At 69.6% G+C, this 25,897-nt stretch carries 22 protein-coding genes; 10 read left to right on the plus strand and 12 right to left on the minus strand.

Going from position 1 to position 25,897, the window contains the following annotated elements; genetic code table 11:
- Nucleotides 1-4: 4 nt before the first annotated feature.
- Nucleotides 5-2,620, minus strand: a complete 2,616-nt coding sequence (locus INR38_RS10220; protein WP_207443648.1) for an aconitate hydratase AcnA — start codon at nt 2,618-2,620, stop codon at nt 5-7.
- Between the two features lie 97 nt (nt 2,621-2,717).
- On the opposite strand from INR38_RS10220, the gene INR38_RS10225 reads away from it, so the two are divergent.
- Entirely contained in the window at nt 2,718-3,722 is a 1,005-nt protein-coding gene (locus tag INR38_RS10225) for a tripartite tricarboxylate transporter substrate binding protein (RefSeq protein WP_207443649.1), read from the plus strand.
- 57 nt (nt 3,723-3,779) lie between these two features.
- A complete protein-coding gene (locus INR38_RS10230; RefSeq protein WP_207443650.1) occupies nt 3,780-4,763 on the plus strand; it encodes a tripartite tricarboxylate transporter substrate binding protein in 984 nt (327 codons plus the stop codon).
- A 32-nt stretch (nt 4,764-4,795) separates the two neighbouring features.
- On the opposite strand, the gene INR38_RS10235 is transcribed toward INR38_RS10230, so the two are convergent.
- The 3 genes from INR38_RS10235 to INR38_RS10245 form a co-directional block, all read right to left on the minus strand.
- Nucleotides 4,796-5,941, minus strand: coding sequence for an AAA family ATPase (locus INR38_RS10235; RefSeq protein ID WP_207443651.1), 1,146 nt, complete (start codon nt 5,939-5,941; stop codon nt 4,796-4,798).
- A gap of 35 nt (nt 5,942-5,976) precedes the next feature.
- Complete coding sequence (locus INR38_RS10240) at nt 5,977-6,831, minus strand: RNA ligase family protein (RefSeq protein WP_012206358.1); 855 nt, start codon at nt 6,829-6,831, stop codon at nt 5,977-5,979.
- Nucleotides 6,832-7,242: 411 nt separating this feature from the next.
- A complete protein-coding gene (locus tag INR38_RS10245) occupies nt 7,243-8,100 on the minus strand; it encodes a LysR family transcriptional regulator (protein WP_012206359.1) in 858 nt (285 codons plus the stop codon).
- A 120-nt stretch (nt 8,101-8,220) separates the two neighbouring features.
- On the opposite strand from INR38_RS10245, the gene INR38_RS10250 reads away from it, so the two are divergent.
- A complete protein-coding gene (locus tag INR38_RS10250) occupies nt 8,221-8,604 on the plus strand; it encodes a tautomerase family protein (RefSeq protein WP_207443652.1) in 384 nt (127 codons plus the stop codon).
- Between the two features lie 36 nt (nt 8,605-8,640).
- Here INR38_RS10250 and INR38_RS10255 read toward each other — a convergent pair whose 3' ends face one another.
- Nucleotides 8,641-9,525, minus strand: a complete 885-nt coding sequence (locus INR38_RS10255; protein ID WP_043822811.1) for a LysR family transcriptional regulator — start codon at nt 9,523-9,525, stop codon at nt 8,641-8,643.
- A 132-nt stretch (nt 9,526-9,657) separates the two neighbouring features.
- Between INR38_RS10255 and INR38_RS10260 the strand changes: the two genes are divergently transcribed.
- A complete protein-coding gene (locus INR38_RS10260) occupies nt 9,658-10,647 on the plus strand; it encodes a tripartite tricarboxylate transporter substrate binding protein (protein ID WP_207443653.1) in 990 nt (329 codons plus the stop codon).
- 13 nt (nt 10,648-10,660) lie between these two features.
- Nucleotides 10,661-12,292: a gamma-glutamyltransferase family protein gene (locus INR38_RS10265; RefSeq protein WP_207443654.1), complete on the plus strand. Its 1,632-nt coding sequence runs from the start codon at nt 10,661-10,663 to the stop codon at nt 12,290-12,292.
- A gap of 25 nt (nt 12,293-12,317) precedes the next feature.
- On the opposite strand, the gene INR38_RS10270 is transcribed toward INR38_RS10265, so the two are convergent.
- Both INR38_RS10270 and INR38_RS10275 read right to left on the minus strand, forming a co-directional pair.
- A complete protein-coding gene (locus INR38_RS10270) occupies nt 12,318-13,313 on the minus strand; it encodes a tripartite tricarboxylate transporter substrate binding protein (RefSeq protein ID WP_043822806.1) in 996 nt (331 codons plus the stop codon).
- A 26-nt stretch (nt 13,314-13,339) separates the two neighbouring features.
- Nucleotides 13,340-14,230: an amidohydrolase family protein gene (locus tag INR38_RS10275; protein ID WP_099752808.1), complete on the minus strand. Its 891-nt coding sequence runs from the start codon at nt 14,228-14,230 to the stop codon at nt 13,340-13,342.
- A 70-nt stretch (nt 14,231-14,300) separates the two neighbouring features.
- On the opposite strand from INR38_RS10275, the gene INR38_RS10280 reads away from it, so the two are divergent.
- Entirely contained in the window at nt 14,301-15,299 is a 999-nt protein-coding gene (locus INR38_RS10280; RefSeq protein WP_207443655.1) for a LysR family transcriptional regulator, read from the plus strand.
- A gap of 51 nt (nt 15,300-15,350) precedes the next feature.
- On the plus strand, nt 15,351-16,556 hold the full coding sequence (locus INR38_RS10285; protein WP_207443656.1) for an MFS transporter: 1,206 nt from the start codon (nt 15,351-15,353) through the stop codon (nt 16,554-16,556).
- 12 nt (nt 16,557-16,568) lie between these two features.
- Here INR38_RS10285 and INR38_RS10290 read toward each other — a convergent pair whose 3' ends face one another.
- The 4 genes from INR38_RS10290 to INR38_RS10305 are packed head-to-tail and all read right to left on the minus strand — an operon-like array spanning nt 16,569 to nt 21,429.
- Entirely contained in the window at nt 16,569-17,702 is a 1,134-nt protein-coding gene (locus INR38_RS10290; protein ID WP_207443657.1) for an ABC transporter permease, read from the minus strand.
- Between the two features lies 1 nt (nt 17,703).
- Nucleotides 17,704-18,918, minus strand: a complete 1,215-nt coding sequence (locus tag INR38_RS10295; protein ID WP_207443658.1) for an ABC transporter permease — start codon at nt 18,916-18,918, stop codon at nt 17,704-17,706.
- Nucleotides 18,919-18,931: 13 nt separating this feature from the next.
- Nucleotides 18,932-19,981, minus strand: a complete 1,050-nt coding sequence (locus INR38_RS10300; RefSeq protein ID WP_013801710.1) for an efflux RND transporter periplasmic adaptor subunit — start codon at nt 19,979-19,981, stop codon at nt 18,932-18,934.
- Complete coding sequence (locus INR38_RS10305; protein ID WP_207443659.1) at nt 19,978-21,429, minus strand: TolC family protein; 1,452 nt, start codon at nt 21,427-21,429, stop codon at nt 19,978-19,980. The genes INR38_RS10300 and INR38_RS10305 overlap by 4 nt, the downstream gene beginning before the upstream one ends.
- Before the next feature lie 283 nt (nt 21,430-21,712).
- Here INR38_RS10305 and argA point away from each other — a divergent pair, with 283 nt between their 5' ends.
- Nucleotides 21,713-23,059 carry an amino-acid N-acetyltransferase gene (argA, locus tag INR38_RS10310; protein ID WP_012206372.1) on the plus strand — a complete coding sequence of 449 codons (1,347 nt, stop codon included), beginning with the start codon at nt 21,713-21,715 and terminating at the stop codon, nt 23,057-23,059.
- Nucleotides 23,060-23,230: 171 nt separating this feature from the next.
- Here the strand turns inward: argA and bla are convergent, their stop codons facing one another.
- Nucleotides 23,231-24,142, minus strand: coding sequence for a class A beta-lactamase (gene bla / locus INR38_RS10315; RefSeq protein ID WP_063325733.1), 912 nt, complete (start codon nt 24,140-24,142; stop codon nt 23,231-23,233).
- Nucleotides 24,143-24,251: 109 nt separating this feature from the next.
- Here bla and INR38_RS10320 point away from each other — a divergent pair, with 109 nt between their 5' ends.
- A complete protein-coding gene (locus INR38_RS10320) occupies nt 24,252-25,109 on the plus strand; it encodes a LysR family transcriptional regulator (RefSeq protein WP_016448249.1) in 858 nt (285 codons plus the stop codon).
- Nucleotides 25,110-25,202: 93 nt separating this feature from the next.
- The gene (locus INR38_RS10325; RefSeq protein ID WP_013801706.1) at nt 25,203-25,874 is read left to right on the plus strand and encodes a glutathione S-transferase; all 672 of its coding nucleotides are present in this window, start codon (nt 25,203-25,205) and stop codon (nt 25,872-25,874) included.
- Nucleotides 25,875-25,897: the final 23 nt, after the last annotated feature.

The raw sequence follows: 25,897 nt of genomic DNA on the forward strand, positions 1-25,897 counted from the left end.
CACATCAGCGCCCGGCCGCCTGCCGCAGGATGGAAGGAATCACGCCGCCGCTGCGCAGCAGCCCTGCCTCCAGCTGCGTCTCCACGGCGGCCGTGGCCTGCAGCGCCTGCACGCTGCCATCGCCGCGCAGTATGCGCACGGGCACGGCGCAGCGCGGCGCCAGGGCGTTGGACGGTGCATCGATCTCGATACGGTCGCCCGGCTGCAGCGCCAGTTCCTGCGGCCCCATGCCCGCAGGCAAGCGCAGCGGCACGATGCCCATGCCGATGAGGTTGGAGCGGTGGATGCGCTCGAAGCTCAGGGCCAGCACGGCACGTATGCCCAGCAGGCGCTGGCCCTTGGCGGCCCAGTCGCGCGAGGAGCCCGTGCCGTAGCGCTCGCCGGCAACCAGCACCACGGACTGGCCCGCCTTGCGGTAGCGCTGCGCGATGTCCCACAGCGGCGCGATCTCGCCCGATGGCGCATGCAGGCCATGGGCCACGGGGGCACCGGGCGCCAGCAGGTTCTTCAGCGTCTTGCTGTGAAAGGCCGCCCGCACCATCACCTCCCAGTTGCCGCGCCGCGACGCGAAGACGTTGAGATCACCCCGGTCGTCGCCGCGCTCCACCAGGAAATCGGCCACCAGGCTGTCGGGCGGGATGGCGCTGGCCGGCGAGATATGGTCCGTGGTGATGTCGTCGCCCACCACCAGCAGCGGGTGGGCCTGGTAGCGGCCCAGCTGGCTGCCCTCGGACAGCGCCACAAAGGGCGGGCGGCGCAGCGCGGTGGACCGCGCGTCCCAGGGAAACAACGGCCCCTCGGGCGCCTTCAGCGCATGCCAGGCCGGGTTGAGCGTGGCCCGCGCGAAGTCGCGGCCGAAGTCCTGCGGGTGCATGCCCAGCGCCAGCGCCGCCTGGACTTCCTCGCGGGTGGGCATGAGGTCGGCCAGGAACACGGGCCGGCCATCGGCCAGGTGCTGCACGGGCTCGCTGCGCAGGTTGCGGGCCGCGTCGCCGGCCAGGCCGAAGGCGATGACCAGGGACGGCGACATGATGAAGCTCAGCTCGATGTCCGGATGCACGCGGCCCGGGAAATTCCGGTTGCCCGACAAAATGGCCACGGCCTTGGCCTGGCCGGCGCGCTGGGCCTGGCGCACCGGCTCCGTCAGCGGGCCAGGGTTGCCGATGCAGGTGGTGCAGCCGTAGCCCACGATGCCGAAGCCCACGGCCTCCAGGTCCTGCAGCAGCCCGGCGCGCGCCAGATAGGAGGCAGCCGCCGGCGAGCCCGGTGCCAGCGAGGTCTTGACCCATGCGGGGACCTTCAGCCCCAGCGCCCGCGCCTTGCGCGCCACCAGCCCGGCGGCGACCAGCAGCGCGGGATCCGAGGTATTGGTGCAGCTGGTGATGGCGGCCAGCGCCACGGCATGGCGCGGCAGCCCGGTCTGCGCGCCGGACGCAACAAAGCCCACGGCCTGCAGCGCGCTAGCGCTGTCGCCATAGTCCAGCAGGTCCTGCGGACGGCGCGGACCGGCAATGTGCCAGCCCACGGCGTCCAGGTCGATCTCGATCTGGCGTGTGTAGCGCGGCTGGGCCTGCGGATCGAACCACAGGCCCTGGGCACGCATATAGGCCTCGACCAGGGCGACGCGCTGTGGGCTGCGGCCCGTGGCGCGCAGGTAGTCAAGCGTCTGGCCATCGACCGCGAAGTAGCCCGTGGTGGCGCCGTACTCGGGCGCCATGTTGGCCACCACGCTGCGCTGGCCCGCCGTCAGCGTGGACACGCCGGGGCCGAAGTACTCGACGAACTCGCCGGCCACGCCCAGGGCGCGCAGCCGCTGGGTGGCGACCAGGGCCAGGTCGCTGGCCTGCACGCCGGGGCGCAGCGCGCCGGTCAGCCGCACGCCGATGACGTCGGGGATGCGCAGCATGGTGGGCATGCCGAACATCACGGTCTGCGCCTCCAGCCCGCCAACGCCCCAGCCCAGCACGCCGATGCCGTTGACCATGGGTGTGTGGCTGTCCGTGCCCAGCATCATGTCGGGCACGGCCCAGAGCCTGCCGCCGCGCTCCTCGGTAGCCACCACGGTGGCCAGCTGCTCCAGGTTGATGGTGTGCATGATCCCCGTGCCGGGCGGGTGGATGGTCACATGGGCCAGGGCCCTGGAAGCCCAGCGCAGGAAGCGGTAGCGCTCGGCATTGCGCCGTATCTCGTGCTCCAGGTTGGCCTGGGCGGCGCCCGGCGCTGCATAGGCCTCCACGGCCAGCGAGTGGTCCACCGACACATCGACGGGCAGCACCGGATTGAGCACGGCCGGATCCACGCCCTCTTCGTGCAGCGCGTCGCGCATGGCCGCGATGTCGACCAGCGCCGGCGTGCTGGTGGTGTCGTGCATGAGCACGCGGCCCGGCTGGAAGGCGATCTCGGCCTCGCTGCTGCCGTGATCCAGCCAGGCCCGCAGGGCAGCCACGGCAGCGTCCCTTTCCTGCCCCTCCATGTGGCGCAGCACGTTCTCCAGTAACAACCTGAGCACCACGGGCAGGCGCGGCAGGCACTCGCCCAGCACGCCCGGCACATCGGCGGCGTGGTAGCGGACTCCGTCCAGTTCAAGGACGCGGGAAAAGGGGTTCTCGGTGTTTTCCATAGCTGATATTTTGCATTTTGAATTTCTAAAATGCAATCAAACGCCTCATCTCGCTTTCCCTGAAACCCCGGCTAAAAGGCCGCCAAGGAGTTTTGACATGTCCGCTCCCTCCCGCCGCAGCTTGCTGCGCAACCTGGGCACCGCGCTGCTCGCCGGCCTCATCAGCCTCATCGGCAGCCTGCCCGCTGCGGCCCAGGACGCGCCGCAGCGCAGCATCACTCTCGTGGTTCCCTTCACGGCAGGTGGCGGTGTCGACGCCATGGCCCGGCTGCTGGCCGAGCGGCTGCGCGTGACGCTCAAGCAGCCGGTGGTGGTGGACAACAGGCCCGGCGCCAGCGGCATGCTGGGCGCAGGGGCCGTGGCACGCGCGGCGGGCGACGGCCACACGCTGCTGCTGGGCTCGGCCGGCGAAACCGCCATCGCCCCGCTGGTGCACCAGGGCCGCATGCCCTACCAGCCGTCCCGCGACCTGGCGCCCCTGACCCTGGTCACGCGCGTGCCCAACGTACTGGTGGCCTCGCCCGGCCTGCCGGCCAGCAACATCGATGAACTGGTGCGCCTGGCCAAGGCCAGCCCCGGCAAGCTCGGCTACGCCACCAGCGGCGTGGGCAATCCCCAGCACCTCAATGGCGAGCTGCTGCAGTCGCTGGCCGGCATTCGGCTGAACCACGTGCCCTACCGGGGCGCGGCCAACCAGCTGGTGGACGTGTCCTCGGGCGTGGTCGAACTGGCCTTCGTCAGCTACGCGGGGGCCGCGCCCTTCATCAAGAGCGGCCGTGTCAAGGCGCTGGCGGTGACTTCAGCGCAGCGCGCCAGCTTCGCCCCCGGCATTGCCGCCATTGCCGAGTCCACGGGCCTGGCCTCCTACGACCTGGACAACTGGTTCGGCCTCTTCGCGCCCGCCTCCACACCGCCGGCCGTCCAGGCGCGGCTGCATGCGGCGGTGGTCAATGCGCTCAAGGATCCCGCGCTGGCGCAGCGCCTGCGCGAACTGGGCGGCGAGCCCGCCCCCATGTCCCAGCAGCAGTTCAGGGACTTCATCGCCGCCGAGACCGCCAGGTACGCCGCCATAGTGACCTCGGCACGCATCGTGGCCGAGTGAGGGCGCGCGCCCTTTCCCGGCATTTGCCTTTCCCTTCAGAAAACCACAGGAGACGACATGCAGCTTCATCCCGCGCTGGCCGCCACGGCCGCCGCCATCCTGGCCCTGGCTTCGGCCACGGCCCGATCCCAGACCGCCCCCGACGGCTACCCGGTCCGCGCCGTCACCATCGTCGTGCCCTTCGCGGCCGGCGGAAACACCGACGTCAAGACCCGGCTCGTGGCCAGGCAGCTGGCGCAGATACTGGGCCAGCCCGTGATCGTGGACAACAAGCCCGGCGCCAGCGGCAACATCGGAATGGAGTTCGTGGGCCGCGCCGCAGCCGACGGCTACACCATCGCCATGGGCAGCTTCGGGCCGCTGGCCGTCAATCCCTGGATCTATCCCAAGCTCAACTTCGATCCCAAGACCTTTGTCCCCATCATCCTGCTGGAGAAAAGCCCGCTGGTGCTGGTCACGCCCGCCGACAAGCCCTATCGCAGCGTGGCCGATGTGGTGACGGCCGCCAAGGACAGGCCGGGGCAGCTGAACATCGCCAATGCAGGGCCGGGCGGCGCGCACCATCTCTCGGCCGAGCTTTTCGAGGCGGCGGCAGGCCTGGACATGGTCGGCGTGCCCTTCAAGGGCGGTGGTCCCGCCGCCACCGCCCTGCTGTCGGGACAGGTGGACCTGATGTTCGAGCAGACCGGTGCGGCCGCGCCCTCCATACAGGCGCGCAAGATCCGCGCGCTGGGTGTGACCTCGGCACAGCGCCTGGCCATGCTCCCTGACGTGCCCACCTTCGCCGAGTCCGGCTTCCCCCAGGTCACCGTCTCCAACTGGATGGGCTATGTGGCGCCCAAAGGCACGCCGCCCGAGATCGTGGCCCGGCTCAACAAGGCGTTCGCCAAGGCCATGGAGCACCCGGAAGTCCGGGAACGCATCGTCTCCCAGGGCAACGAGTTCGGCGGCGGCAGCAGCCAGGAGTTCGCCGCCTTCATCGACAGCGAAGCCGCCAAGTGGGGTCGGCTGGTGAAGGAGCGCGGAATCCGAAGGGACTGAGCGAAAGGCGGGTCCTCCCCCCCACCCTCGACCTACCCCTCATTGACCACCAACGACAGCGCATGCGCCTCGGTAGGCAAAGGCACGTCCCAGCGCTGCAGCAGGCCGAGCAGGGCCGCGTTGGTCAGCGTGGTGTCGCGCGCGCGGTTGCGGGCCAGCAGGGTTGGGCGGCTGGCTTCCAGGTGCACAAGCTCCACGCGGGCGCCGTAGGCCAGGCACAGGTCCACGGTCTTGCCGCGCATCTGGCGCGACAGGTGGGTGGCATTCCAGACAAAGGGCTGGCCTGCGCGCAGCAGGGCCTTGGCCTTGTCCACGGCGTGGTGGGCGGCCGCGCCCTCGTTCTGGCCGTGGCGCAGGCCCAGCTCCGTACGCGCATCGTCGAAGGAGACCACGGGCAGGTCGCCATGGTGGGCGGCCACCCAGGTGTTCTTGCCGCTGGCCGGCAGGCCGCACATGACGATGGCGCGCGAGCCGGTCTGCTCGTGCAGCGCATAGTCGGGATGCAGCTGCGCGCCCCGGAAGTAGCGCACCGCCGTCTCGGCCGAGGCAAAGCGGCGTGGCGTGCGCAGGCAGCCCTCTTCCAGCGCGAACTCGCGCACCAGCTCGATGTTGACCAGCACGGACGCAATGTCCGGGCAGATGCGCCCGCGCATGTCGGCCCGCGCCAGCAGGGTGAGCAGGTGCAGGTCCACCTGCCAGGACAGCTCGCGCACGATGAACTCGGGCGAGAGGCCGCGGCGCGAGTCGGCAAAGGCGAAGAACGGCACCTGGTGCACGGCGATCAGCCGGCAGATGGCCTCGCGCTGGTCCACGGGCGCACCAGCTTCCCAGAGCATGAGCCGCGCATCCAGCGCACCCCGGCGCGAATGGCCGGGCTGGCCGATGCGGCCATCCTCGCCCACCACGGTGGTCGAGCACTTGGCCACGTCGTGCAGCAGCGCGGCCAGGAAGACCGTCTCGCGCTCGGTGGCGGTGAGCGCCGCATGGCCGGGGTCGGCCAGCAGTTCGCGTACCACCATCTGCGTGTGCGTCCAGACATCGCCTTCGGCGTGATAGACGGGGTCCTGCGGCGTGGTTTTGGCCTGCTCCAGCTGGGGGAAGGCGGCCAGGCAGGCCGCGAAGTCGGGGTCGGCGCCGGGCTGCGGCACCAGGGACTGGATCTGTTTCCAGTTCGTCATGGAAATCTCCTTGCGATGGGTCTGCGCTGCAGGCCTCACCAGCTTTTTGAAATATCGGCCGCAAAAATGTCTGCGCCTTCGCGCAGCCCGTTGGGGACGATGGGCCGCTCGCTGTGGTGCGAGCCCGAGTCGAGGATGACCTGCACGAAGTCCGGCCGCACGAACTTGTAGCGCGCCACGGTCTGGCCGTCCTCCTCCACCTTGAGGTACAGGCCCTCGGCCAGCTCGGAGCCGTCGGTCTGCCGCCAGCACAGCGGCAGGTCCAGCTTCTGGCGGGCCACCACCTGCTCAAAGGCCTGGCGCCAGCGCGCGCTGCGGCCCAGCGAGGGGGCCAGCAGCGCCAGCAGGTCCTGCATGCGCCGGGGCGCCGCCCCGCTGTAGAGCACAGGCACCGAGACCACGGGCACGCCGGCCAGCAGGGCATGGCGGCGCGGTGTGTCCAGGAAGCACTGCGCCGAGCGGTCCCAGATGTCGAACTCGCAGAACCAGTGCGGCAGCGCGTCGTAGAACAGCGAGTGCTTGGCGTACATCCACTCGCCAAACACCTGGTAGCGGTCGTCCAGCAGGGACAGCAGCGCGCCCTCATGGGCCTGGGCCCATTGCTTGAAGAGGTTGAACTGGCGCTCGCGCCCGCCGGGCCGCTCGCTGTCCAGGTAGTGGCCGCGCGACTGCAGCAGCAGCTGGCCGTCGCCGGCAAAGCTCAGCGCGGCGTTGGCGCCGTCGAGTTTTTCCTCGACGACGATGTGCCGGCCGGCCAGCCGCTCATAGGGCACGGCGTCGTCCTGGTCACCGGACTGCAGGCGCGAGCCGCGCAGGTGCGGCGTGCGGGGGTATTTGAGGATCTCGACGCTCGAAAGAAAGTGAGCGCCTTGGGCAATGGATGGGGTCATGTCGTGCTTTCCGAAAACGATGCAGCACCCCACGGCGACATGCCATGGGGCGGGGAAAGCCGACGACGACGCCAGGCGCCGCAATGCAGGGGATGCAGCGACAGCGCGGCCTGGCCCGTGGTGGCCGGGCCGGCAGGCTGTCGAAGGGGAAGATGGCAGGACTGTCGGGGCCGTCCGCAAACCGGACGGTCAGCCGCAAGCCCTCAAAAGGCCACGCACCGCAGCGCACACGCAAAAGACATCCGTGGCAAGGCCAGGATCAGCGTGTGACGAAGTCGTTCAGCAGGAAGCTGTGCGGCGGGGCATGGTGCACCTCGAAAGGGTGAGGGTGGATGGGAGGGGTGCGAGTCTATCGCCCGTTGGCCCGCAGGCACAAGCGGCTGCGCGCCATGCCGGGCCGATTGTTGGCTGCTAGCCACGCACGGCGGACTTGAAGGCGGCGCCCAGCGCATCCAGCGCCGCGCGCGGCCGGCCTTCGCGCACGCGGGTGTGCAGCAGCACGGGCAGGCGCGGCAGCGTGGGCAGGCCCAGGCGCGGGCCCACGTCCACGGCGCCCAGGGCCAGCATGCGCGGCGCCAGCGCGGCCACGCCCAGCCCCGCCATGACGGCGGCCGAGACAGCGGCCACGCCGCCGCCCACGAACACCTCGGTCCACGGCATGCGCGCCGTATCCAGCAGCTGCCCGGCCATGGCGCGCACGCCGCAGGGCTCGGCCAGCGTGGCCAGCGGCAGGGGCTCGCCCGCGCGGTGCTGCCAGCCGGGCGCGGCAAACCAGCCGAAAGGCTCCTCGGCCAGCAGCTCGCCGTCGTCACGCCCGGCATGCGTGCGAACGATCACCGTGTCGTACTCACGCCGGTCAAACCCCTGCAGCAGCGGGCCGGACGATGCGATGCGGATGTCGATCAGCAGCTGCGGGTCCTGCGCATTCATGCGGGCGATCAGTGCCGGCAGCTCAGGCCCGGCCACATGGTCGCTGATGCCGATGGTCAGCCGCTGGCGCGTGCTGACGGCCAGCGCCAGTGCGCGCTCATGGGCCTGCAACAGTTCGCGCGCATGGGGCAGGAAGTCGGCACCCAGCGCGGACAGCTGCACGTGGCGCGGCGTGCGCTCGACCAGCCTGCAGCCCAGCCGCTGCTCCAGCCGCTTGAGCTTGAGGCTGACTGCGGCCTGCGTGGTCTGCATGGCTTCGGCCGCGCGCGTGAAGCTGCCCAGCTCCGCGATGTGCACGAAGCTCTGCACGGCATCCAGGTCAAGGGGTCGTTGAATCATTGCAATTCATTATTACTGATATCAGAAATCATGGCTTTTCAAAATAGCTGGCACGGCCTACCTTCGAGGCTCCCACAACGCAAAGCAACGCAACTCAACGCAACGCAAAGGAGCCACACCATGCCCATGACCCGGATCAACATGCGCGCCGGCAAGTCCCCCGCCTACCGCCAGGCCATCTGCGACAGCCTCTACCGCGCCATGCGCGAGACCTTCAACGTGCCGGAGGACGACCAGTTCATGACCATCACCGAGCATGACGGCGACAACTTCCGCTACGGCGCCTCCTACCTGGGCGTGGCGCGCAGCGACGATCTGGTGCTGGTGCAGCTCACGGTCAGCAACACCCGCAGCCTGGAGCAGAAGAAGGCGCTGTTTAGCCGCATCGCCGAGCTGCTGGTCGAAAGCCCGGGCCTGCGGCCCGAGGACGTGTTCGTCAACCTGGTCGAGGTGGACAAGGAGAACTGGTCCATGGGCCACGGGCTCGCGCAATACGCAATTTAAGACACGCGGATCGGCGCAACACCCACAGCGCCGCGCTCAGGCCGGCACCGCCAGCGCCGCCACGAACTGCTGGCCCACGGCGGTGATGATCTCGGCGCGCGCCGCCGTGCGCAGCTGCACCAGGGCGATCTGCCGGCTCTCGGCGGTCTGGGCAATGGGCAGCACGCGCAGGCGTGGGTCGCCCTCCCAGCCATGCCGCGCCAGATTGGGCAGCATGGCCACGCCCATGCCGTCGCGCACCAGCTCCACGATGGTCTCGATGGAGTTGAGCTCCAGGAACTCCTGGGGCTTGGCACGCAGGCGGCGCAGCGTGCGCTCCACCAGCTCGCCTGTGTGCTCGGTGCGGTCGAAGCGGATGAAGGGATAGCGCTCCACCATGTCGGCGGGCGCCGCGGGCCGGGCGGCGCGCGGCGCCAGCAGCACCATGGGCTCGGCATACAGCGGCGTCCAGACCAGCGAGGGGCGCTTGATGGCCGGGTTGTAGACCACTACGGCCGCGTCCAGCTCATGGTTCTCCACCTGGGCGATCAGCCGGTTGGACTTGCCCGAGACCACATGCAGGTCCACCGCCGGATGGTGGCGCTTGAGCTCCAGCGTGGCGCGCACCAGCTGGCTCAGCGCCGAGACGATGGAGCCGAACTGCACGGTGCCGGCCAGCGGTGCGTCGGCCCGCGTGCCGTGCTTGGCCTGCTCGTACAGCGCCACCAGCTGGGTGGCAATGGGCACCAGCGCCCGGCCCTGCTCATTGAGCGTGACCAGCTTGCCCTGGCGCGCGAACAGCTTGCGCTTGAGGTCGTTTTCCAGCGTGCGCATCTGCAGCCCCACGGCCACCTGGGTCAGCGCCACGCGCTGGCCTGCCGCGGTGAAGGACCCCTCGGCCGCCACGGCCAGAAAAGTGCGAAGAATGCGCAGGCTTGGCATAAAAGTTTTGCTTTCAAGATTCGTAAGAAATTCCAGCTTTCACCAAACAGTTTCTATCATCAAAATCGCTGGCAACCGATAGCCGATCGTCCTGATCACACCCTCCCACTTCCCGGATTTCTGGAGATCTCCATGCCTGCACCCGTGTCCCGCCGCCTGCTCGTCTGCTGCGCCGCCCTGTTGACCTGCACCACGCCCGGCTGGGCCGCGCCCGCCGCCGATGCCTGGCCCTCGCAGCCGCTGAAGATCATGGTGGGCTTTGCCGCCGGCGGCGCCAACGACATCGTGGCCCGCATCCTGGCCAAGGAGCTGCAGCAGCGCCTGGGCCAGAGCGTGGTGGTGGAGAACCGCGGCGGCGCGGGCGGCCTGATCGCCAGCGAAGTGGTGGCCAAGGCGCCCAAGAACGGCTACACGCTACTGCTGGGCTCCATCGGCAGCAACACCGTGGCGCCCGTGCTGGCCAAGAAGCTGTCGTTCGACCCGCGCAAGGACCTGGAGCCCATCACCCTGGTGGCCGAGTCCGGCAACGCGCTGCTGGTGAACGCCGCCCTGCCCTACAAGACGGTGCAGGAAATGATCGAGGCCGCGCGCAAGGCACCGGGCAGCATCAACTACGCATCGTCGGGCAACGGCTCCACGCTGCACCTGGCCGGCGCGCTGTTCGCGCAGCAGGCCGGCGTGAACCTGGTGCACGTGCCCTACCGCGGCAACGGCCCGGCCATCACCGATGTGTCGGGCGGCCAGGTGCAGGCCATTTTCTCGGGCATTCCGCCCGCCATCACCTCGGCCAAGACCGGCCAGACCCGCATCCTGGCCGTGACCACGAAGCAGCGCGTCAAGAACCTGCCCAACGTGCCCACCGTCGCCGAGGCCGGCCTGCCCGGCTATGCCTTCACGTCCTGGTACGGCCTGTTCACCACGGGCGGCACGGACCCGGCCATCGTCGAGCGGCTGGCCCAGGAAGTGCGCAAGATCATGGAGCGCCCCGAAGTGCAGGCCCAGTTCGAGGCCCAGGGCCTGGACCCCGAGACCAGCGACCCCAAGTCCTTCAAGCAGCAGATCGACCGCGAGCTGACGCGCTGGAGCCGTGACGTGAAGACCATGGGCATCACCGCCGACTGAGGCAGGTTCTTTCATGCACGCCTCTTCCTCTCCCTTCACTCCCGGCAACCCCTACGACTCCAGGCGGGTGCCCGTGTTCGCGCGCAATGCCGTGTCCACATCACACCCGCTGGCGGCGCAGGCCGGACTGCGCATGCTGTGGGCAGGCGGCAACGCGGTGGACGCGGCCATTGCGGCGGCGGCGGCCATGACCATCGTCGAGCCGGTGAGCAACGGCCTGGGCTCGGACGCCTTCTGCATCCTCTGGGATGGCAAGGAACTGCACGGGCTCAACGCCAGCGGTCGCGCACCACAGGGCTGGGCGCCCGAGTACTTCCACCAGCGCTATGGCCGCCAGGACAAGCCGCCGCGCCGGGGCGTGGACTCCATCACCGTGCCGGGCGCCGTCAGCGCCTGGGTGGCCCTGCACGAGCGCTTCGGCAAGCTGCCGTTTGACGCGCTGATGGAGCCGGCCGCCGAGATCGCCGAGCGCGGCTACCTGGTGCCGCCCGTGGTCCAGCAGAAATGGGCCGCAGGCGCGCCCGAGCTGCAATCGCAGCCGGGGTTCAGGGAAAGCTTCCTGCCCCGGGGCCGCGCGCCCGAGGTGGGCGAGCTGTTCCGCTTTCCCGCCGCAGCGCGCGCCCTGCGCGCCATTGGTGCCACGCTCGGCAAGGCCTTTTATGAAGGCGAGATTGCCCGGGCCGTGACCTCGTTCGTGCAGCAGCACGGCGGCTGCCTGGGCATGGCCGACATGGCCGCGCACGAGGTGCAATGGGTGCAGCCGCTGGCCAAGGACTACCGCGGCCACACGCTGCACGAGATCCCGCCGGGCGGGCAAGGCATTGCCGCGCAGATCGCGCTGGGCATTCTGTCCAACTTCGACCTGGCCAGCCTGCCCGTGGATGGCGTGGCCTCCCAGCATCTGCAGATCGAGGCCATGAAGCTGGCCTTTGCCGACATCTACCGCTACGTGGCCGACGCGGACATGGAGGTGACGCCCGCACAGATGCTGGACGACGCCTACCTGGCCTCGCGCGCCAGGCTCATCGATCCCCGCCGTGCGCAGGACTTCAAGGCCGGCAACCCCGTGCGCGGCGGCACCATCTACCTGACGGCAGCCGACGAGAACGGCATGATGGTCAGCTTCATCCAGAGCAACTTCTCGGGCTTTGGCTCGGGCGTGGTGGAGCCGACCTTCGGCATCAGCCTGCAAAACCGCGGCCACGGCTTCGGCACCGACCCCCAGCACCCCAACCGCGCCAACCTGGTGGGCCCGGGCAAGCGCCCCTTCCACACCATCATTCCGGCCTTCCTGACCCGCGACGGCCAGCCTGTGATGAGCTTCGGCGTCATGGGCGGCAACATGCAGCCCCAGGGCCACATGCAGACTGTGGTGCGCATGCTGGACTACCGCCAGTCGCCCCAGGCGGCCTGCGATGCGCCGCGCTGGCGCGTCAACGAAGGCCTGGCCATCAACGTGGAAGGCGGCATGGAGCCGGCCACCATCGCCGGCCTGCAGGCGCTGGGCCACCAGGTGGAGGTCATCCACGACCCCTACCAGGACTTCGGTGCCGGCCAGTTCATCTGGCGCATGGGCGATCCCGCCGTGGAGGGCTACCAGATCGCCAGCGACCCGCGCCGCGACGGGCTGGCGGCCGGGTACTAGAGGATCGGGAAAGTGCGCGCGGCGGCTACTCCGCGCGCAGACGCCCCTGCCGGGTCAGCCGCGCCGCCAGCGCGGCTTCTTCGCTGACCAGGCGCTGCAGCACGGCCGCGCTGGCCGGGAAGGGCTCGCTGCCCAGCTCGCGGATCAGGCGGCTGAACTCCGAGTCGGCCACAGACTGGGAGATCCAGCCATACAGGCTGTCCACGCTGGCCGTGGGCGCACCCTTGGGCGCGAACACGCCCACGAAGGTGGTGGCATCGAACACCGGCAGGCCCAGCTGGGCCAGGTCGGGCACATCGGCCAGCCCGCCCCCGGCGCGCGGCCCCAGCACGAACAGCGCGCGCAGGGCGCCGCTCTTGATATGCGGCGTGGAGCTGGTGATCTGGTCCACCACGGCGTCGATCTGCCCGCCGATCAAATCGACCAGGGCCGGCCCCGATCCCTTGTAGGGCACGGGATTGACGCGCACCTTCACGGCATCTTCCAGCTGCAGCACGGCCAGGTGATTGGGCGAGCCCGGCCCGGCATGGCCCACGGTCACGCTGCCATCTTTGGCCTTCATCGCCTTGATGAAATCGGCAGCGGTCTTGAAGCGCGCGTCGTTGGCGCGCACCACCACGACCACGGGCGTGCGGCTGACCACGGCAATGGGCGCAAAGCTGTCGGCGCGGTAGGGCAGCTTGATCATCTCGGGCAAGGTGCCCAACTGGCCCGGCGTGGCCACCAGCAGCGTATGCCCGTCCGGCTCGGCGCGCGCCACCCAGCCCGAGCCCACGGCACCACCGCCACCCGCACGGTTGTCCACGATCACGGACTGCCCCGCATGCCGGGCCAGCGGAATGCCCAGCGTGCGGGCCACGATGTCCACATTGCCGCCCGGCGCAAAGGGCACGACCAGCGTGAGCGGCTTGGCGGGAAATGCGCGCGCCTGCACTGCCGATGCAGCCGATGCCGCAGCCAGCGCCGCGAAAGATACCGCCGTGCGGATAAAGCCTCTGCGGCCCGATGTGATTCGATTCATTTTCTCTGTCTCCTGCTATTTGAAAATCAATGACCCCAATACAGGCGTGCGGGGTTATCGACCAATACCGTGTGCCTGTATTCCTCTGGAACCCAATCCACCAATGCCTGCGCCAATTCGCCAGCGGAATTCGAACGGGCCTTTATTCCGGGATGCGGCCAGTCCGACCCCCATAAGATCCGGTGCGGATTGGCCTGCACCAGGGCGTGTGCAATGGGAACCACGGCCGGGTCCACGGCCGATGCCGTTGCCGATATCCGGTAGGCGCCCGAGAACTTCACCCAGGCCCGCCCTTCCTTCATCAGCGCCTGCAGGTTGCGGCTGCCCGGCCCGCCGGCGCCCAACTGGCGCGACGGGTGGCCGAAGTGATCCACCACCACGGCCACGCCCATGTCGGCCACGCGCTGCGCCAGGCCAGGGTCTTCATCCACGTTCACCAGCAATTGCACATGCCAGCCCAGGCCCCGGATGCGGTCGGCCACGGCCTGCAGGCTGGAGACGGAGACCCCGCCCGAAAACAGCGCATTGCACCGTGCGCCGCGCACGCCCAGGGCGTGCAGCGCTTCGATCTCCGCCTCCGGCGTGTCCTCGTAGATCACGGCCACGCCACGCATGCGGCCCGCCTCGGCATGGCGCAGCGTCTGCTTGAGAAGGCCGTGATCGCGGCCATACACGCTGGGCTGGACCAGAACGCAGCGGTCCACACCCAATGGGCGAAAGGCTTTCCAATAATCGTCCATGGACGCGACGGCCGGTGTATAGGCGCGTTCCGCAATCAACGGAAAATCATCGGAACGACCAAATACATGGAAATGGGTATCGCAGGAATTTTCCGGAAACAGATATTGTTCCGCTGGATTTTCGACTGCGTCGCAATCACCGGCACAGCGGTTGAAACTGGGTGAATTCATGGGCATTCATTTCAAAGCTGGTGCATTGTCGTGACGCACGTAAAATTCAGTCAAGCTCATCTTTGTCATCATCAAAATGAACAGCATTCAACATGCAGACGGCGCGCCCCGGGCTCCGGTTAACCTGCGCAGCATTGACCTCAACCTGCTGGTGATCTTCGAGGCCCTGGTGGAAGAACGCAGCGTGGGCAAGGCCGCCGCGCGGCTGGGCATCACCTCCTCGGCCGTCAGCCATGCGCTGCGCCGGCTGCGCACCCAGTTCAACGACCCGCTGCTGCTGCGCACGGCCGACGGCATGTCGCCCACGCCCGAGGCCGTGCGCCTGGCGCGCAGCTTCCGCAAGGCCTTCAGCGAGATCGAAAGCGCCATCGAGGTCAGCAAGGGCTTCGATCCGGCCACGGCGCGGCGCAATTTCCACCTGCGCCTGTCCGACTACGTGGGTGTGCTGCTGCTCCCGCAGCTGTGCATCCATCTGCGTGCGGTGGCGCCGGGCATCAGCCTGTCGGTGCAGTCCTTCGACGGCCGCCAGCCCTCGGACCGCGTCGAGTACGAAGGCGTGGAAATCCGCCTTTCCGTCTCTCGCGGTCGCTCGGTGCTGTCGGCGTCACGCCGCCTGCTGGACGACCAGTGGATGGTGCTGATGCGCAAGGACCATCCGGCCGCCGCCTCCCCGCTCACGCTGGAGAAATACCTGGAGCAGGGCCACCTGAAGGTCACGGGTGTAGGCAGCAGCATCGTGGACGAACTCCTGGCCGAGCGCGGGCTGGCGCGGCGCGTGATGTTCCAGGTGCCCACCTGGCTGGGCATGGTGCCCGTCATCGAATCCACCGACCTGGTGGCCGCCATGCCCGCGCACTGGATGCACAGCGTGCTGTCCGGCTCCAACTGCGTGGCGCGCCCCATGCCCCTGCCCGAGCTGGCCCTGTCCATCGACGCCGTCTGGCATCCGCGCAACGACCATGATGCGGGGCACAAATGGTTCAGGGAGCTGATCCACCAGATCTTCCAGGAGGCGTACAGCAAATCCCTGCTCCAGCAGCGCCTGGACAGGGCTGGCACACGGAACAACGCTTAACCCAGCCCTCATGCTTTTCGGTGAAGATGCGGTCTTTCCGCCGCACAAGCCATGACACCAGAACAACACACTCCAGCGCTGCAGCGCCGCAACCTCGGCCTGCTCGTGGCCGCGCAATCGCTGGGGGGCGCGTCGCCGCCCATCATCATTTCGCTGGGCGGCCTGGTGGGGCAGCAGCTGTCCACCAATCCCACGGCCACCACGCTGCCGGTCAGCATCTACCAGCTGGGCCTGGCGCTGTCCACGCTGCCCGCGGCCTGGCTGATGCAGCGCATGGGGCGGCGCACGGCCTATGTGCTGGGCGCCATCCTGGGCGTGGTCTCGGGCGTGATCGCCGCCCAGGGCATTGCGCACTCCGATTTCGTGACCTTCTGCATCGGCACCGCGCTGGCGGGCTTTTACGCGGCCTGCGTGCAGAGCTACCGCTTCGCGGCCACCGACGCCATGACCGACCCCGCCGAGCAGGCGCGCGCCATCTCGCGCGTGATGATCGGCGGGCTGATCGCGGCCATCATCGGCCCGCAGGTGGTGATCTGGACGCGCGACGCCCTGCCCATGACGCCGTTCGCCGGCAGCTTCTACAGCCAGGCCGTTCTCGCCCTGCTGGCCCTGCCGCTGCTGCTGGGCCTGAAGCTGCCGCCGCCCCAGGCCCGCGCCGTGGCGGGCGAGGCCCGGCCGCTGGCCGAGATTGCGCGCACGCCGCAGTTCATCGTGGCGGCTTCGGCCGGCGTGGTCAGCTACGGTCTCATGGCCTTTCTGATGACGGCCGCGCCCATGGCCATGGTGGGCTGCGGCCACACGGTGGGCGAGGCGGCGCTGGGCATCCAGTGGCATGTGCTGGCCATGTTCGCGCCCAGCTTCTTCACGGGCCGGCTGATCGCGCGCTTTGGAAAGCGCCGCATCACGGCGCTGGGGCTGGTGATGATCGCCGCCTCGGCCCTGATGGCGTTGATGGGGCTGGAGCTGCTGCACTTCTGGGGCTCCCTGGTGCTGCTGGGCGTGGGCTGGAACTTCGGCTTCATCGGCGCCACGGCCATGGTGACCGAGTGCTACCGCCCTGCCGAGCGCGCCAAGGTGCAGGCCCTCAATGACTTCCTGGTCTTCGGCACCGTGGCCGTGGCCTCGTTCGGCTCGGGCCAGTTGCTGCACACGGCCGGCTGGGACGGCATCAACACCTGGCTGCTGCCCATCGTGGGCGTGGTGCTGCTGATGCTGGCCGTGCAGGGACGAGGTCGCGGCGCGGACGCGCCGGCCTGAAGCCCCGACCGGTCAATCGCCAGGGTCCGCACGGCGGCTTCCCAGCCAGAGCACGGCCACCCAGCCCAGCAGCGCCAGGGCCAGCAGTACGGACAGATGCCATAGCGCCGCCTCCAGCGGGGCGGCGGCCTGGTTCAGGCGCAGCGAGGCCTGGATGGCGGCCGTGCTGGGCGACAGCCAGCGCAGCGCCTGCAGCAGTTGCGGCAGGGCTTCGGCCGGCCAGCTGAAGCCGCCGACGAAGGCCAGCGGGATGGAGGTGAACAGCACCACCTGCATGGCACGCTCGCGGTTGGCCAGCCACCAGCCCAGCAGCGCCGCCGCTCCCGCCACAGCCGGGACGAAGACGGCCAGCAGCGCCAGCGCGCCCCAGGGATTGCCGCCGCGCGGATAGTCGTGCCAGACGAAGATCCAGCCGAAGTAGTACAGGCCCGAGAGCCAGCCCAGCGTGCACAGCGCCAGCAGCCGCGCCAGCCAGGTGCGTGCCGGCGCCCTGTCCAATCCCTGCTCGCGCCAGGTTCCCACCAGCAGCGCGCCGCCCATGAGCAGGGTCTGCTGCAGGATGATGATGGCCACGGCGGCGACGACGAAGCTGCCGTAGCCTTCCGTCGGATTGAACAGGGCCTGCATCTGCAGGTTGACGGGCGAGCGGCTGGCCTGGGCCTGCAGTGCGCTCTGTCCGCCGGCCGTCAGCCGCCGCAGCTCCACGCCTGCCGAGACCGTGCCGAAGGCTTCGGCAAAGCCGTACTGCACCTGCTTGGCGGCCAGCGGGTAGGCACCGTTGGCATAGACGGGGACCACGGCCTCTTCGCTGCGCACCACGCGGCGCTTGAGGTCGCGCGGCAGCAGCGCGTAGCCCATGACGCGGCCATCCAGCAGGGCCTGCTGCGCCTGGGCCTCGTCGCCCGTGACCAGGGTCACCTCGATGCGCGGGCTGGCCTGGGCAAAGCGCAGCATCTGGCGCGCCAGGCCGCTGCCGTCGTGCTGCACCACGGCCACAGGCACTCGCTGCACGACCTCCTGCCCATAGAACCAGGGATAGAAGAAGCCGTAGAGCACGGGCGCGCCCACCAGCAGCATGAGCACGCCCACATCGCCGAGCACGGCACGCAGGGCGCTGATGAAGTCATGCGCAAAGCCCCTGGCCATCTCAGCGCCCTCCCCATTTGTCGGGGCGGGAAAGGCCGCGCGCCAGGCCTGCCGTGGCCAGCAACAGCAACACCAGCGCGGCCAGCAATAGCCCGGCCACCACGGGCAGGCTCTGCACGATGGGCGCGCCCATCTGCAGCTGCTCTATCTGCAGCCGCGCATAGTGGGTATAGGGCATGGACAGGGCCCAGGCACGCGCCGAATCCGGCATGGCCAGCAGCGGAAAACCCACGCCGCTGAACGCAAAGGCCGGCGCCGACAGCAGGCCCGCGCCCGACAGCGCCGTGCGCAGCGACAGCGTGAGCGCCGCCAGCAGCGCCCCGGCCGCCAGGCTCACGGCGATCAGCAGCAGCAGGGCCAGCGCCACCCAGGCCAGGCTGGCACCGCCCTGCCCCGGATGCCAGCCCCGCCCGGCCGTGAGCCACAGCATGGCCAGCGTACCGCCCAGGCCCAGGCTGGCCCAGGACAGCGCCAGCTTGCCCGTCAAGGCGCCCGCAATGGCGCTCCAGCCGGGCTTTGCCGGGCCCGCAGCCTCGGCCATCCACTGGCCCAGCGTGCGGTCGCGCAGCTCGCGCCCCACGGACCAGGCGCCGGCCGTCATGCCCAGGATGTGCAGCAGCGCGGGAATCAGCGCCGCCGCCAGGAACTGCTCGTAGTTGGTGGAGATGTTGAACAGCGACACCAGGTTGGTGCGTATGGGCTCCATGCGCACGCGCAGCGCCTGGGCCGGGTCGCCGCGCTTGGCACGGGCCTGCATTTCCACGCCGGCCGACAGCGTTCCCACCACCTGGCGCAGGTCGCGCTGGATCAGGCTGGAGTGCGTGGCCAGTTGGGCGTTGTGCATGAGCACCACGTCGGCCCCCTGGCCCCGCTTGATGTCGCGCGCAAAGCCGGGCGGGATCTGCACCACGGCGTAGGCATTCATGGACTGCAGCGCCCATTGCGCCTCGGAGGCATTGAGCGCCTGCGACTGCACGGCCAGGCCCGGCGTGGCGCCCAGCATGCGCACCAACTGGCGCGACAGGGCGCTGTGGTCCTGGTCCCAGACGGCGACGGGCAGGCGCTGGACCAGGCCTGCCGAGAAGATCCAGACCATGAGCAGCAGCGCCAGCAGCGGCACCCAGCTGACCATGGCCAGGTCCCAGGGCCGCCCGCGCAGCAGACGCCATTCGCGCCGCAGGCTGGCGGCAAAGGCCGTGGGCGGGTTCGCGCTCACTGACGCCGGCCGCTCAACGGCCGCCTTCCACGACCACGCTCATGCCGGGCCGCGCGCCTGCAATGGGCTGCTGCGGCCGCGCGCGGACCTCGAAGGTGCGCGCATCGAAGCCCTGGCCGGCGCGCGTGGCGCGCCAGGTGGCGAAGTCGGGCAGCACACCCAGGTAGTAGACCTCGAAGCCGGCCTCACGGTTGTCCAGGCCCGGCAGGCGGCCGGTGAAGCGGCTGCCCTGGGCAAAGCGTGCAAGCTGGTCCTCGCGCACATTGAGCACCACCCACTGGTCGGCCAGGTCCACCACGGTGACCACGGCCACGCCCTGCGGGGACAGCTCGCCCTGGCGGGCCAGCACCTGGACCACCTCGCCGCCCACGGGGCTGCGCAGCTCGGTCTCGGCACGCGCGGCCTCCACCTCGGCGACCACGCCCTGCACCTGGCGTGCCTGGGCCTGGGCGGCGCTGCGATCCTCCTGGCGCGCGCCCGAAGCCGCCATTTCATACTGCGCACGTGCAGCCAGCGCCTGGTCGCGCGAGGCGCGCCAGTTGGCATCGGCTTCATCACGTTTCTGGGCCGCAACCAGTCCCTGGTCAAAGAGGCTTTGCACGCGGCGCAGCGAGGTCTGGGCCAGGTCGGCGGCCGTCTGGGCGCGCTGCCAGTTCAGGCGCGCCATCTGCACTTCCTGCGGGCGTGCGCCGGCCTGCGCCTTGTCGGCCTGGGCCTGGGCGGCATCGCGCGCGGCCTCGGCCTGGGCCAGCTTGGCGCGCACCTCGGGGCTGTCCATCTCCACCAGCAGATCGCCGGGCTGGATCTTCTGGCCTTCGGTGACGCGCACCTTGGCGATGCGCGCCGTGACCTTGGGCGCGATGTCGGTCTCGCGTGCCTCCATCTGGCCCTGGAAATACAGGGGGGCGGGCTGCGCCGCACGCCAAAAGCCCCAGGCCACGAGCAGCAGCACGGCCAGCACGATGGCCAGGGCCAGCCAGGGGCGCCTGCGCCCCGGCGGCACGGGCGCGGGGCCGGGTGCTTCGGGGGCGCTGCGGGGATGGTCGGGCGTGGCTGTGCTCATGGTGCGTCGGGTGGGATCTGTATGTCGGCCTGGGCCATGAATCGGTCGAATTCCTCGCTCTGGCCCGTGCTCTCCAGCAGTGCGGCCAGGGCCTGCACATACTGGTTGGCCAGTTCGGCACGCTGGGTCTGGACCTTGGCGAGATTGAGGCTGGCATCGATCAGGTCCAGCGTGGTGCTGGTGCCTTCCCGCAGGCCGGCCTCGCGCAGCCGCAGCAGCTCGCGCGCAAGATCCTCCTGGGCCTGCTGGGCCTGGTACTGGCGGCGTGCCTGCTCCACGCCCAGCCAGTTCTTCTCGACCAGCAGCGCGATGTCGCTGAGCGCCTGGGCTTGGGTCAGCTCGGCCTGCTCGATCTTGCGCTGCGAGGAGGCGGCCAGCGCATCGCGGTCGATGCTGTCCCACAGCGTCCAACGCACGGCCACGCCAGCCACCCAGTTGGGCTTGCCGCTGGTGTTGACCTCGCGCGAACCGAAGGCCAGCAGCTGCGGCCGGCGCAGCGCCTCCTGGGCATCGTGCAGCGACTCGGCCTGGCGCTTCTTGGCCTGCACCTTGTCCAGACCCGGATGGTGCGACTGGGCCGCGGTGACGAAGCCGTCCAGCGGCGGCAAGGGTCGGCTGCTGACGAACAGCGGCGTGCTGGGCAGCACCTGCCGCTGCGCCTTGACCGTGCGCGCCAGCGCCGCTGCGGCCAGGTCTGCGTCGTCGCGCGATTTGCGCGCCTGCTGCTCGGCGTCGGCCAGCGCGGCACGGGCCTGCAGGCGCTCCAGCCGGGAGATCACGCCCGCCTTGAGCATGCTTTGCGCGGCCGTGTCATGCACGCGCACGCCTTCAAGCGCACGCTCGCGCAGCCGTGCGGCCCGCTCGGCCAGCTGGGCGCCGAAGTAGCGCTGCACCAGCAGCGAATGCAGGGCGTGGCTGCTGCTGGCGGCATCGGCCAGGGCTTCGTCGGTGGCAGCGTCCAGGCCACTGCGCACCGCATCGGACAGGCCGCCCAGGTACAGCGGCCAGACCAGGGACAGGCTGGCCGAGGCATTCGTGCTCTTGCGCTGCAAGGCATAGGAGGTGGGCAGTTGCGGCAGCGAGGGAATGGCCGGCCCCACCGAGGGCGGCAGCTGGCCGAGGACGCCGTCCAGGGTGCGCCGCGCAGGATCGAGATCGATGTCGGCATTGGCCGAGTAGCGGTAGCCCAGGCCCGTGATGGCCACGGAAGGCCCGCCCAGCCCCTGCGTACCCTGGCGTCTGAGCCGCGCGCTTTCCACGGCCTTGGCCGAGGCGGCCAGTTGGTCGGAGGCCTGCAGCAGCGCCTGGCGGGCCTGCACGAAGCTCATCGCGGCGGCGGCCTGGGAGGCCGGAGCCTCCCCTGCCGCCTGGGCCGCCCCTGCGACCATGCCCAGCGCCGCCAGCCACGGCACAAGGCGCGCGGGCCGCGCAAGCAACGGAAAAAACATGGAAGCGCTCAATGGCATGAATGGGGGCGCCTTGCGTGGTTCACCGATGGTGGCGAAGCTTACACGGGCTTGCAGGCGGGCTACCGTCGGACAAGGTCCTGTGCCTTGTGCCCCCGGCACTGTGCAGCAGGGCCGATTTGCTTGGCGTTCCATCCCATTTCTGTGCGCAGGTGCCGCGCCATGCCGCTACACTGGCGCCTGCCTGCGCGAGCATGTCCTGGCGGACCTGTCCGCAGGCCTTTTTTTTCTGCCCGGCATCGGCCCGATGCCCCGACTGACCACCATGTCCACCGTCTTCAACTTCACCTTCGTCCCCTGGTTCCGGTCCGTGGCTCCCTATATCCACAAGTTCCGACACCAGACCTTTGTGGTGGGACTGACGGGCGAGGCCATCGCATCGGGCAAGCTCAGCTCCATCGTCCAGGACCTGGCCATGATCCAGGCCATGGGCGTGAAGATCGTGCTGGTCCATGGCTTCCGTCCCCAGGTCAACGAGCAGCTTGCCGCCAAGGGCCACGAGGCCCAGTACTCGCGCGGCGTGCGCATCACCGACTCCGTGGCGCTGGACTGCGCCCAGGAAGCCGCCGGCCAGCTGCGCTACGAGATCGAGGCCGCCTTCAGCCAGGGCCTGCCCAACACGCCCATGGCCGGCGCGCGGGTGCGGGTGATCTCGGGCAACTTCCTCACGGCGCGGCCCGTGGGCATCGTGGACGGCGTGGATTTCAAGCATTCGGGCCTGGTGCGCAAGGTCGATGTGAGCGGCATCCGCAGCGCCCTGGACATGGATGCCATGGTGCTGATGTCGCCCTTCGGCTTCTCGCCCACCGGCGAGGCCTTCAACCTGAGCATGGAAGAGGTGGCCACGCGCGTGGCCATCGAGCTGAAGGCCGACAAGCTGATCTTCATGACCGAGGTGCCGGGCATCCGCATGGACCCCACGGGCCCGGCCGACGAGACCAACCCCATCGACACCGAGCTGCCGCTGGCCACGGCCCGCCGCATGCTGGCCGAGCTGCCCACGCCCGAGCAGCCCACGGACACGGGCTTTTACCTGCAGCACTGCGTGCATGCCTGCGAGCACGGCGTGGAGCGCAGCCACATCCTGCCCTTCGCCATCGACGGCGCGCTGCTGCTGGAGATCTATGTGCACGACGGCATCGGCACCATGATCATCGACGAGAAGCTGGAAGAGCTGCGCGAGGCCACGCCCGACGACGTGGCTGGCATCATCCAGCTGATCGAGCCCTTCGAGAAGGACGGCACCCTGGTCAAGCGCAGCCGCACCGAGATCGAGCGCGACATCGCCCACTACACCATCATCGAACACGATGGCGTGATCTTCGGCTGCGCCGCGCTCTACCCCTACCCCAGCGCCCGGACCGCCGAGATGGCGGCCGTCACCGTCTCGCCCAAGAGCCAGGGCACGGGCGATGGCGAGAAGCTGCTCAAGCGCATAGAGCAGCGCGCCAAGGCCCAGGGCCTGGACAGCCTGTTCGTGCTGACCACGCGCACCATGCACTGGTTCATCAAGCGCGGCTTCCAGCCCGTGGACCCCGACTGGCTGCCCGAGGCGCGCAAGGCCAAGTACAACTGGGACCGCAAAAGTCAGGTCCTGGTCAAGAAGTTGTAACCCCCTGAGGCGCTGTGCGCCTTCCCCCTCACGAGGGGGGCATATGGGCGGCCGGCGACACCCTCGGTGCGGGGGCGGCGCGGCCGGCCCAGGCCCTTCCTCGGTGTCTCTCGTCTTCAGGCCGCGCCAATTTTCTGAAATCGCCCAAATCAAGCGACATGGTGGCGCAACTTAGCCTTGCACTGCTGCCTGCCAGCGTGCGGCCGCCTTGCCGGCCGCTGCCAGCGCCGCATCGCGCTGTGGCGCGTCGGCCGGGCATTCGGTGAGGTAGCCGGTCACCAGCAGCGGTGCGCTTTGCGGCGTGGGCCAGGCGATGACGGCATCGTTGGCCGTGCCGCGATCGCCGGTGCCCGTCTTTCCACCCACGCGCCAGCCGGCCGGCATGCCCGCGCGCAGGCGCTTGTCGCCCGTGCGGCTGGCCACCAGCCACTGCTGCAGCAGGGCGCGGCCATGGCCGTCCAACACCGATCCCAGCAGCAGGCGCTGCATGCTTTGCACCATGGCCAGGGGCGTGGTGGTGTCGCGCTCGTCGCCGGGCAGGCCTTCGTTGAGCTCGGGCTCCATGCGGTCCAGGCGCGTGGTCTCGTCGCCGCTGGCGCGCAGCCACTGCGTCAGCGCCTGCGGGCCGCCGCTGGCGTCCAGCAGCAGGTTGGCGGCGGTGTTGTCGCTGAGCACCACGGCGGCCTCGCACAGCTCGGAGATGGTCATGCCGCCGCCATCACCGGCACGCGGGCCGCTGGCCGGCGAGTAGGGAACCAGCCGGGAGCTGGCGTAGTGCACGCGGCGCGACAGGCGCTCATCGCCCTGCTGCACGCGGTCCAGCACCTGGGCGGCCAGCAGCAGCTTGAAGGTGCTGCACATGACAAAGCGCTCATCGCCGCGGTGGTCCACGCTGGCGCCCGACTCCGCCTCCAGCACGGCCACGCCGAGCCGGCCGCCCACACTTTTCTCGATGCGCGCCAGCTCGGTCCTGAAGGCCTGGTCGGCAGCCCCCTGTTTTTTTGATGGCAGGGCGCAGCCCGCCAGCCCGGCCGCCATCCAGACGGCCGCGCCGCCCGTCATCAGAAAATCGCGTCTTTGCATTGTTTTTCCTTTTCAGTTGCAGATCGACAAACGCAACGATAGCGCCGCGCCCAATCTGCGACCAGCGTGAATAATTGGCAGCATCCCTTAGAAAAACTATTGGCTCACCATGCAACTGCCCCTCAATGCCCTGCGCATGTTCGATGCGGCCGCGCGCCATCTCAACCTGACGCGGGCGGCCGACGAGCTGTGCGTGACCCAGGCCGCCGTCAGCCAGCACATCCGCAACCTGGAGGAGCGCCTGGGCAAGCCGCTGTTCCGGCGCCTGCCGCGCGGCCTGGCGCTGACCGACGAGGGCCATGCGCTGTGGCCTGCCGTGGCCGAGAGCTTTGCGCGCATAGAGCATTCGCTGCAGCAGGTGGCCGAACCGCGCCCGCGCGAGATCCTCACCGTGGGCGTGGTCGGCACCTTCGCCATCGGCTGGCTGATTCCCAGGCTGGGCCAGTTCCAGCAGCAGCACCCCTACATCGACCTGCGACTGCTCACGCACAACAACCGCGTGGACCTGGCCGGTGAAGGGCTGGATGCGGCCGTGCGCTTCGGCGACGGCGCCTGGCAGGGCACGCGCGCCGAGCTGCTGCTGCGCGCGCCGCTGACGCCCATGTGCACCCCGGCCCTGGCCCAGCGCCTGCGCCAGCCGGCCGACCTGGCCGGGCAGACGCTGCTGCGCTCGTACCGCCTGCAGGAGTGGGAGAGCTGGTTTGCCACGCTGGACCAGAGCGCGCCGCTGGCGCGCGGGGCCATGTTCGACTCCTCGCTGACGCTGGCCGAGGCGGCGGCCCAGGGTGCGGGCGTGGCCCTGCTGCCGGCGCGCATGTTCCAGCACCTGCTGCAGCAGGGCCGGCTGGTGCGCCCCTTCGAGCAGGAGGTGGACACGGGCGCCTACTGGCTGACCCATCTGCGCTCGCGCGCACCCAGCGCGGCGCTCAAGACCTTCAGGCAATGGCTGCTGGCGCAGCTGCAATAGCCACGGACGCCCGCGGCAAGACCCGCAGGCCGCCTGACTTTGGCCCCGGCGCTATCATCTGCCGCTTTTGGCCCCTAGCCCCGTCCCCGCTCCATGACCCAGACCCTGCCGGTTCTCTACTCGTTTCGCCGCTGCCCCTACGCCATTCGCGCCCGTCTGGCGCTGGCCCATGCCGGCCTGGCCTGCGAGCTGCGCGAAATCAACCTGCGCAACAAGCCGCAGGCGCTGCTCGACGCATCGCCCAAGGGCACGGTGCCCGTGCTGGTGCTGGAGGACGGCCGCGTGATCGAGCAGAGCCTGGATGTCATGCTGCACGCGCTGCGCGCCAATGACCCGGATGGCTGGCTGGCACCGACCAGCGGTTCGCTGCCGGACATGCTGGCGCTGATCGAGCGCAACGACGGCTTTTTCAAGCACGCCCTGGACCGCTGCAAGTACCCCGAGCGCTATACGGCCGAAGAGGTCAACCACGCCCAGGCCGATGCCCTGACCTGGCTGGCCGAGCTGGACGACCAGCTGGAGGCCACCGGCTACCTGTTCGGCCAGAACCCCAGCCTGGCCGACATGGCCCTGCGCCCCTTCGTGCGCCAGTACGCGCGCATCGACGAGTCGCAATGGAACGAGCAGCCCTGGCCGCACCTGCAGGCCTGGCTGCAGCGCTGGATCGATTCGGCCCTGTTCGCCGAAGTGATGGAAACCTACCCGGGCTGGGTGCCCGGCACGCGCGGCCCGGTCTTTGCCGCCGGCGGCGTGGGCAGCGACTGACGCCTGCCCGCCCCGTTTGCCCT

This window comes from Delftia sp. SD018, assembly GCF_017355445.1.
Classification (GTDB): domain Bacteria; phylum Pseudomonadota; class Gammaproteobacteria; order Burkholderiales; family Burkholderiaceae_C; genus Comamonas; species Comamonas acidovorans.